Below are 10,053 nucleotides of genomic sequence, written 5' to 3' on the forward strand. Positions count from 1 at the left end.
GCTGCATCACCATCACAATGAATCCGGTGCAGAGCTAAGAGGCTTGGTTCTGTAACGCTTCCCAGCTCCTTCTCAGCTTCACGGAGTTCTCTGTGTGAGGCAGCCATTACATACTCTTCTCTATTTGCGCTTTATCTTTTTTTCATCACGATCTTCAGCTGAATTGTTCTATATTGTACTGCGCCTCCGTCAAGGCGTCAATGTTTTTTCATGTTAATCCGCATAAATCATTTTTCTAGTCATGCCGCCATCAACAACCAAATCGGTTCCTGTCACAAATTGATTGTCTTCATCTGTTAAATAAAAACAAGCTTTGACAATATCCTTTGGCGTTCCTACTCGATTGGAAAGGTGCTGCTGATGGTCAATTTCTCGCAAATTTTTCTCATCCTTCGTTTCAATCCACCCAGGGGAAATGCTGTTTACTGTTATGTGATCCTGACTAAAAGAAGCAGCCAGCGCATGAGTAAGTGCTGATATCCCGCCTTTTGATGCAGCATACGCTTCTGTATGAGGCTCTGACATGGTCGCACGGGTAGATGAAATATTCACAATGGAACCGCCGTTTGGATTCTCTTTGATATAACGTGCCGCTTCCCTTGCACATAAAAAAGCACCTCGTAGGTTTGTATGCAGCACATGATCAAACTCATCAACCGTTAGCTCATAAGGCGATTTTGTACACATAACCCCTGCATTATTGATGAGAATATCGATCGTTTGATAACGAGCCACAGCAGCTGACATGATGTCTTGAATATCCTTCTCTTGTTTCACATCCGTTTTTTTAAAAAAAGCCTCAAAGGACTCCTTTTTCAGCTGATCTTCCAAGCGCTTGCCCTTCTCTTCGTCAATATCCGCAAGCACAACACGCGCCCCTTCTTTCGCATAGCCATACGCGATCGACTCACCAATTCCATTTGCTGCGCCAGTGATAACGACTGTTTTATTGTGAAAATTCATCGTTTATCCTATCCTTTCTCTCATGAGATGTTGTCGTCTATCATACCACTCATGTATACACGATACCTAGTCAAATGGGACATAGAAAAACCACCACCTAAATCATACATTAGGAGGGTGGTATATTTGTAATTCTCCATATTGACGACATAGTCGTTTGCTTCTTGTGTAAAGTCTGGGAAAGTTTGTGTTTATCATTCAGTCATTCTATTCGGCTCTTTTTCTGTATGGCTATAATTAAAAAGCAGCCTTTAGTATATCTAAGTAATCCGCTTTCGTAACGGCACGAACATTGCTTTTTGTAGAGTTATTTTGTTCTGCTAGTTCAGCCATTTTTTCAAAATCTTCTACTTTTACATAAGATAATTCTTTTAGTGATGGAATACCTAAATTCTTTGTGAATGTATACATACCATCCATTAATTTTTGAATCGCCACATCATCTGCATCCGTTTTATCTGCAAAGCCCATGATGTTTGCAAGCTCTATGTGCAATGATTTGTTTTCAGCTGCATTAAATTGTATGACATAAGGTAAAAACACAGCATTTGCGATACCATGAGGCGTATCATAAAGACTGCCGAGCGCTTCGGCTAAACAATGTACGGCTGCTACATCAGCAGAACCGAAGCATAAGCCAGCGAGTAAACTGCCTTCCTGCATTTTGTATCTTGCTTCTAAATCAGACCCGTCTTCATACGCCTTCGGTAAATAGGTCACAATGGTTTTCATTGCGCTTGCCCCCATCGCCTTAGAAATAGGGTTTGTTTCTTTACATGTATAGCCTTCAATCGCATGGACCAGTGCATCAACACCTGTTGCCGCTGTTATACTTTTTGGCACCGTTGAAGTAAGAGCAGGATCCAAAATCGCAATAGTTGGTCGAAGCAAGGCATGTTTTAAGGTGATTTTTTTATGTGAAGCAGCTAACGTAATCACAGATGAACGGGTCACCTCAGAGCCAGTTCCAGCCGTGGTTGGAATACAAATTAAGGGTGATACATTTGTGTACGCCTTCTTCCCTGCTATATACTCTTCAGGATTACCACCATTTGGACCTAATAAAGCAATGGCTTTTGCCGTATCCATTGGGCTTCCTCCACCAATCGCAATTACCGCTGATGCTTGTACTTTTCTAAAGAGCTCTGCACCCGTTAGACATTCATGATCTCTAGGGTTTGGAGATACTTGATCAAAGACGACAACGGAATAACCAGCTTCTTGCAAATATGCTTCAATAGGCGTCACCAATCCTGCGCTTTTTACACCAGGGTCAGTCACAATCATAATTGTAGCACTAGGCAAAACCATGTCCTCTACAATAGAGGCAATATCTTTAGATTTTCCAGTCCCCATGATCATTTTCGTATGACAATCATATTCAAAATTTATCATTGATTTTCTACCCCTTCATTTGTTGATTTAATCGCTTGTTTTTCTGCTCCCCACCATTCTATTCCTTTTAAACCTGGAATGGTAGAAGCGTAAAAAACAGGGTTCTTTCCTACCTTTCTTTGTCCCATGTAATCATTTAGAGCCGCAAAAGCAAATTTGCCTAAAATCGCAATAGCAACCAAGTTAACAATAGCCATAATCGCCATCGACAAGTCCGCTAACGTCCAAACGATTTGTAAGTTGGCGAGAGCACCAAACATGATCATCATTAAAACAGTGATTCGATACACGAATAGCGCGGTTACACTGTGATGAATAAAACCGATATTGGCTTCACCGTAATAGTAGCCACCTACAATGGAGCTAAATGCAAAAGTAAAGATCGCAAATGCTAAGAAAATACTAGCCCAAGAACCGAAATGCTGCGCCATTGCAGCTTGAGTGATTTCAATACCTGACAAATCACCTGCTGTTTCTACTGTTGATAGCATAATAATAAATGCTGTACAACTACAAACAACTAATGTATCAAAAAATACGCCTAATAATTGAACAAACCCTTGTTTTACTGGGTGTGAAACATGGGCAGCAGCTGCTGCATTTGGCGCACTTCCCATTCCTGCTTCATTGGAAAATAAACCGCGTTTGACACCGTTCATTATTGCAGCGCCGATTCCGCCTCCAACCATTTGCTCTAATCCAAACGCACTTTTCATAATACTTGCTAATGCTGCGGGTACATCAGCGATATTTGTCACTATCACATAAAGTGCTAAGATAATATAAAACGAGGACATGATTGGCACAATGATTTGGGTAAAGCGGGCAATTCTCTTTACACCACCAAAAATGATGAGAGCCGTAAGAATGGTTACGAATACCCCCATACCAATTGGACTGATACCAAATGAATATCGAAAGGCATTTGTGATGGTGTTCGTTTGTACTGCATTAAAAATCAAGCCAAAACTAAGAATAACAGAAAAGGCAAAGATCCTACTTGGCCATTTCAGTCCAAATTGCTTTTGTATATAATAGCCTGGCCCCCCTTTAAAACCATCACTTGTTCTCACTTTATATATTTGAGCGAGTGTGCTTTCGACAAATGCAGAAGCTCCCCCTAAAACTGCTGCAAACCACATCCAAAAAATAGCTCCAGGACCACCAACTGTGATGGCAATAGCAACACCTGCCATATTTCCAGTTCCAATCCTCGTCGCTGCTCCGATAAAGAAAGCTTGCATTGAAGAAATGTCTTGACTCCCTTTTATTTTTGGGGCTTTTTCAAAAATAGAACGGAAGATCTCTTTTAGTAAGACAATTTGCATAAACTTCATTCTCACCGTAAAGTAGATTCCAATCCCTATTAACATAACGACTAAAATATATGTCCATAAAAAGTCATTTATTGAATTGACAATCGTTTCAAACAAAGCCATCCCCCCTATAAAATCTAAACATTCTAAATAATGAAAGCGCCTACTTTTATCATAGTAAAAATGTTATGATCTATCTATAGAAGTTTTCTGATTGCATCAATCGGCTCATCCGATTTAGGAGGGATTGACGTTGGAAATAAAGCAACTGATGATGTTCCAAACAGCATCAAAAGTATTAAACTTTACAAAAACAGCACAAATACTTGGCTATGCTCAATCAAGTATCACAGCAAATATCGCTGCATTAGAAGAAGAGCTAGGAACCCCTCTATTTGAAAGGCTTGGAAAAAGGGTCATTTTAACAGAAGCTGGCATGAAGTTTCAAGATTATACGGATAAGATTTTAGGTTTAACAGGAGAAGCATTAGAGGCTGTTGGTGGGATGAGTGAGCCAAGCGGCATTTTGAGAATATGTGCATCTGAAACACAATGTACCTATCGACTTCCTCATATTTTAACGGACTTTCAAACAACGTATCCTAAAGTAGAACTGATTTTTCGTCCCGGAATAGCTGAAAAGGATGTTTTAAATCTATTACTGGAAGGACAAATTGATGTCGCCCTATTATCGATGAATCCTGTCGTATCCTCACATTTAATTGTAAAAGAATTAAAAGATGAACCGATGGCGATTGTATGCTGTCCAACAAATCCATTGAGCAAAAAACAAAAAGTATATCCTATCGATTTAGACGAGCAAAGATTGTTGTTAACCGAAGACTGCGATTATCGTTATGCCTTCGAACACTCTTTGACACAGGCAGGAGCAAAACCGAGAAGTAAACTAGAACTAGCAGATGTAGAAGCCATAAAAAAATGTGTAATGGCTGGTTTAGGAATTGCTGTACTTCCCGAAATTTCTATAAAAAGAGAAATAACAGAAGGCCATATGATTAAAATCAATTGGATGGGACCCTTTCTCACAACGAAAATCCAACTATTCTGGCATAAAAATAAATGGATGTCTCCTGCTTTGAAGGCGTTTGTTGATTTAACAGAGGAATATATCCTTCTCAATGGGTAATGTGAAATATTTACTTGGGCAGCCTTCAATTTCTTTCACCATTAAATATTAACGAGTTATCCAATCATTTAAAGTAAATCACGTGTATACAAAAAGCCCTCTACATAGCTATAGAGGGCTTTTTAGAAGAACAAAGGATTAATAGGATCTGATACTCTTCAAACCAATGATCATAAAGACCACCGTAAAAGCAATTAAAACCGTCGCATCTAATAATAAGATAGAAAGATTAACATTGCCGCTCATGATCTCACCAAAACCAGACATCATCCATGTTTGCGGTATAGTCAAAGAAATCTTCTTCATAATGTCTGGAACGATATCTAAAGGCCAATAAATACCACCCAGCATGCACGATCCTACAATGACAATTGCACTAAAGATTTCAGCTTGTTTTTTTGTTTGAGATAAAGTAGCTATCATAAATCCTAAACTTACGACAAGGCCTATAACAAATGATCCGAACAATAAGATAAGAAACAGGTTGCCTAAGTAGACATTAAAGAAAATAGATAAGATGGTCAAAAGAACACCCAATTGTATCCATCCAAGAAGGAAATATGCCATTAAATAGCCCAGAAGTACATATATTTTATGGATTGGACTCGAAAGCAATCTTTGCCATGTATAATTTTTATACTCCGAATGTATAGATGACAAAGAGCTTGAAATCGCAAACATCATAAACATAATGGTAAAGCCAAGCGGTATCAAATTTGGTTGTTGGCTTGCTTGACCATTTTGATTTTTTTCGGCCAATGAAATCGTACCAGATTCATTTAACTTGTTCAATGCATTGGTGAGAGAAACACTTTTCTGCTCTTTCACACCCTGATTGATTTGATAAATGATGGCAGCTGTCTCTTTTAAATAGGGAGATAAGACTGCATATTCTTCAGTTTTTTTATAAACTGTCACATCAAAAATCTCTTTATTTTCTTTTAGATGGGACTTTAATTGGTTTACGACTTTCACAGACGCAACTACCTTTTCTTCAGATACTAAATCTTTTGCGTCGCTTTCAGTTGCCTTTACCCAGAGAAATTTGGTGTTTTTTTCGAGAATTTGAAAAATTTCTTGATCTAGTTTACCTTGACTGGGCTCTAGAATAAAAGCAACTGTCGGTTTCTTTGTATCAGATGCGGTACTACCAAAGATAAAACTAAAAACAATTGGCATCACAAATAAAAAAATGAGGGTCAATGGGGACTTTAATGTTTCTTTTAACTTTAACGTGATAATGGCTAATATTTTATGCATAACGATGCTTCCTTTCAAAAGACATTCTTAATAAAGCAATGATGAAGAAAGCCATTCCCATCCCACAGCTAAGTAATAATCCGTTTTGTATTTCACTAAAATCAGCACCTGCCATACTTTTCAAAAACATTTGAAGTGCAAGAGAATTAGGTAAAAAATAGCTGGTATCAATCACCCATTGTGGGAATAAGTATAAGGGCACCATACTCCCGCCTAAAGCAGCTAACACTTGAGTGCCTAAAATCCCCACACTATTAAACGTTTTTTCTCTTTTGATAAAAGAACCAATCAGCACCCCGAAACCCGCAGCATTTAATATAAAACTACATCCGATCATAACAACAGTAAAAGGCTCTCCCCAGTTCACCTTAAAGACAAAGCTAGTAAATAAAATAATGACCGCAAGTTGAATCATACTCATTAAAATAATGCCCAATAACTTTCCAATGATATAACTAGTATTGTTTAATTTTGATACTAGTAGTCTTTTATAAACTTCTTCTTCTTTTTCCTCTATCATACTGCCAACCAAGAAAACAACAGTCATTAATAAAAAAAGCACACCCATCCCGCCTGCGTAGTATTGGAAGGATGTAATCGGCTGGCTGTTGATATGAATATTCCTTTCGTTCACTAGTTCTTTTTTCAGTTGATCAGACACGACCTCCACTTCTTTACCTTGATTCAACGGTACCAGAATACGATTCATATGATAATTTTGAAAGAATTGCAAAACCACATTTTCTAGGACCATTTCCTGTAAGCTTGAATTAGGTCCTTTCAAAATATTCAATTGCACATGATCATGATTTAATAGGCTTTTTTCAAAATTCGGCTTGATGATTATACCCATTGTAATGTCTCTACTATTTAAATCTTTCTCTAGCTGATTTTTCGAGGTGACCTTCACTTCAAATATGTCACTGAGTTCACTCTTAGACAATTTTGAAAGAAACATTTTACTTGTAGCGGACTTATCTTGATCTGTTATTCCTACTCGAAATGAATTGATCCTAATTTCGCTATCTTTCTTCATGTTATCTCCAAATGCTGCACCTAAAATAGCAATTAATATGATAGGCATAAAAAAAAGTGTAAAAAAGCTTTTCTTATCCCTAAAAAACAATAATAGATCTTTCAGTACAACCCAAATACTCATATACTTACCTCTATTCGGTCTAGTCTCGTAATTTCTTACCTGTTAAATACAAGAATACATTTTCTAAATTTGGTTCTACAACTTCTGCTGAAATTAATTGAACATGTAATGCGGTTACACCTTGAATAAGTTGACTTAGTAAATGCTGAGGATTGTCATCAAATAATTTGATTTGATTTTCCTGCACCGTAAAGTCATTCAATGGGTGGTATTCATTTATATATCGGCACACTCGCTCCATATCCTTTTGTCCTTGTTCACATTTAATCGTAAAAATGATTTCTCTCTTTTCTCCAACAAGCTCAGCCAATTCACTTAAATCACCTACCTTAATGAAAGAACCTTGATCCATAATAGCTATTTTTTCACATAGATATTCGACTTCCTCCATGTAATGACTCGTATAAATAATCGTCATTCCTTCACCATTTAACGTTTTAACTGTTTCTAATATATGATTTCTGGATTGCGGGTCTATACCCACTGTAGGCTCATCCATTATTAATAGTTTTGGCCGATGCAAAATCGCACATCCGATATTCACTCTTCTTTTCATCCCTCCTGAGAATACTTTCACCTTATCATTCGCTCTATTGCCCAGACCAATTAATTCAAGGATTTCTTGTACTCTGCTTTTTAATTCTTCTCCTTTAAGTCCATACATTTTCCCCCAAAACGTTAAATTTTCTTTTGCTGACATATCTAAATATAAAGCGATCTCTTGTGGAACAATACCAATCAATTGCTGTGCATGCTTTGTTTCTTTATGTAGATCAATGCCTCCAATCGTAACAGTCCCGCTCGTTGCATGTATAAGTCCTGTCATGATACCGATTAAGGTTGATTTCCCTGCACCATTAGGGCCCAAAAGCCCAAATGATTCACCAGGTTTCAAGTGGAAGTTAACCCCTTTTAATACTTGTTTACCCTCATAATTTTTGATGATGTTCTGTACTTTTAGCAATTGTAATCTCTCCTCTATTCTTCCTATCTATCATAATCCTGTCCAATCATTGCCAACTGTTTTATGGTATGTCTTTCAACTAAAGATCATTTTTTCCAATTTACTCATTTTACCACGTTATGAAATGTAGAAGAACAGTATAGGTCTTTTTATATTTATAAACAAAAAAACTTACAGGAAAAATCCTGTAAGTTTTTTCGATGGATCATTATTTAGAAATCATCCCATGCGGGTCAATCACAAATTTCTTCGCCACACCCGAATCAAAATCGCTATATCCTTTAGGAGCTTGATCAAGGGATATGACGGTGGCATTAACGGCTTTGGCGATTTGTGCCCTTCCGCTTAAAATAGATTTCATCAAGCTGCGGTGATATTGCATGACAGGGGTTTGGCCTGTCACAAAGGTATGGGCTTTGGCCCAGCCAAGTCCAATTCGCACTTTCAGAGATCCAACTTTTGCATCTTCATCCACAGCACCTGGATCTTCTGTGACGTAAAGTCCTGGAATTCCAAGTTTACCGCCAACTTTGGTAATATCCATAATTGTATTTAAAACGGTGGCTGGTGCTTCTCCTTGATCTCCATGACCCGAAGCTTCAAAGCCGACACAATCGACCGCACAGTCGACTTCTGGCTCTCCAAGGATGTTAGTCATTTGTTCACCGATTCGATCATGTTTTCGTAAATTAATCGTTTCGCAGCCAAAGCTTCTCGCCTGCTCGAGCCTTTGTTCATTAAGATCGCCGACGATGACAGCAGATGCGCCAAGGAGCTGAGCGGAATGCGCTGCTGCAAGACCTACTGGCCCTGCACCAGCAATATAGACGGTAGAGCCCGGCTTTACGCCAGCCGTATAAGCACCATGAAAACCTGTCGGGAATATATCAGAAAGCATCGTCAAATCAAGTATTTTTTCCATCGCCTGATCTTTGTCCGGAAATTTGAGTAGCTGGAAATCAGCATATGGCACCATGACGTACTCCGATTGGCCGCCAACCCATCCGCCCATATCTACATATCCATAAGCTGAGCCAGGTCGATCGGGGTTCACATTTAAACACACATGGGTTTTTTGTTCTTTACACATAACGCAGCGACCACAGGCAATATTAAATGGAACTGATACGAGATCACCCTTTTGGATAAACTCTACATCTCGTCCAACTTCAACGACTTCACCAGTAATTTCATGACCAAGGACAAGTCCTTCAGGCGCAGTTGTACGCCCTCTTACCATGTGCTGGTCGCTCCCGCAAATGTTTGTTGTCACCACTTTTAAAATGACGCCATGCTCACACTTACGTCCAACATTGGCTTTAGGTACACCAGGGCCATCTCTTAAAACCAAATCAGGGTATCCAATATCCTCAACTGCTACATTTCCTGCTCCTTTGTAAACGACACCTTTGTTTCCCGACATGTTTTCATTCCTCCCTTTTTGTTTAAAAATGAAGTCTCTCCAAAATTCTCTCTTTCTCGGGCTTTTTCCTTCTTTTAACCGCACATTGACTCAAAAAGTAAGTGACAAATGTCTATCTAGGAGAGAAAAATGTACTTTCCAGTCAAATAAAAAAGAAAATATTGAAAAAAAAGCTAAACATTTGCAGAACATTGTCGATATAAGGAATAAGCCAGACAGGTATCCTTAATCGACAAACAAATTCCTTATATATACTATCATTCCTTACACACCTGGCTGGCCCCTACATATGAAATGAATGCAAAAGACTCTTCTTGTGAAGAGTCTTCAGCTTGTAGACAAAGTCTACAAGCTTTTTTGTATAATAAGGGTAATAACACAATTCTGTGGGGGATGAACATGTTATCGAAACGTGAAGAAGAAAGA

The 10,053-nt window shown here is 38.4% G+C and carries 8 protein-coding genes; 1 reads left to right on the plus strand and 7 read right to left on the minus strand.

Going from position 1 to position 10,053, the window contains the following annotated elements:
- Positions 1 to 213 precede the first annotated feature (213 nt).
- From ASG46_RS17460 to ASG46_RS17470, 3 genes are all read right to left on the minus strand, one after another.
- On the minus strand, positions 214 to 963 hold the full coding sequence (locus ASG46_RS17460; protein ID WP_007501410.1) for a glucose 1-dehydrogenase: 750 nt from the start codon (positions 961 to 963) through the stop codon (positions 214 to 216).
- Positions 964 to 1,200: 237 nt separating this feature from the next.
- Positions 1,201 to 2,358, minus strand: a complete 1,158-nt coding sequence (locus ASG46_RS17465) for an iron-containing alcohol dehydrogenase (RefSeq protein ID WP_056705384.1) — start codon at positions 2,356 to 2,358, stop codon at positions 1,201 to 1,203.
- Positions 2,355 to 3,797, minus strand: a complete 1,443-nt coding sequence (locus ASG46_RS17470; protein WP_056705387.1) for an alanine/glycine:cation symporter family protein — start codon at positions 3,795 to 3,797, stop codon at positions 2,355 to 2,357. The genes ASG46_RS17465 and ASG46_RS17470 overlap by 4 nt, the downstream gene beginning before the upstream one ends.
- Before the next feature lie 130 nt (positions 3,798 to 3,927).
- On the opposite strand from ASG46_RS17470, the gene ASG46_RS17475 reads away from it, so the two are divergent.
- Positions 3,928 to 4,821, plus strand: a complete 894-nt coding sequence (locus ASG46_RS17475) for a LysR family transcriptional regulator (RefSeq protein ID WP_056705391.1) — start codon at positions 3,928 to 3,930, stop codon at positions 4,819 to 4,821.
- Between the two features lie 138 nt (positions 4,822 to 4,959).
- Here ASG46_RS17475 and ASG46_RS17480 read toward each other — a convergent pair whose 3' ends face one another.
- The 4 genes from ASG46_RS17480 to fdhA all read right to left on the minus strand — a co-directional run bounded on the left by ASG46_RS17480 (position 4,960) and on the right by fdhA (position 9,627).
- Positions 4,960 to 6,081 carry an ABC transporter permease gene (locus ASG46_RS17480; protein WP_046344081.1) on the minus strand — a complete coding sequence of 374 codons (1,122 nt, stop codon included), beginning with the start codon at positions 6,079 to 6,081 and terminating at the stop codon, positions 4,960 to 4,962.
- Positions 6,074 to 7,240 (minus strand): ABC transporter permease, encoded by a 1,167-nt coding sequence (locus ASG46_RS17485; RefSeq protein ID WP_056705396.1) that lies wholly within the window; start codon positions 7,238 to 7,240, stop codon positions 6,074 to 6,076. Before ASG46_RS17485 ends, ASG46_RS17480 begins: the two co-directional genes overlap by 8 nt.
- Before the next feature lie 19 nt (positions 7,241 to 7,259).
- A complete protein-coding gene (locus ASG46_RS17490; RefSeq protein WP_046526826.1) occupies positions 7,260 to 8,204 on the minus strand; it encodes an ABC transporter ATP-binding protein in 945 nt (314 codons plus the stop codon).
- Between the two features lie 208 nt (positions 8,205 to 8,412).
- Entirely contained in the window at positions 8,413 to 9,627 is a 1,215-nt protein-coding gene (gene fdhA / locus ASG46_RS17495) for a formaldehyde dehydrogenase, glutathione-independent (protein WP_017358089.1), read from the minus strand.
- Positions 9,628 to 10,053: the final 426 nt, after the last annotated feature.

Source organism: Bacillus sp. Leaf49, from assembly GCF_001426125.1.
Classification (GTDB): domain Bacteria; phylum Bacillota; class Bacilli; order Bacillales; family Bacillaceae; genus Bacillus; species Bacillus altitudinis.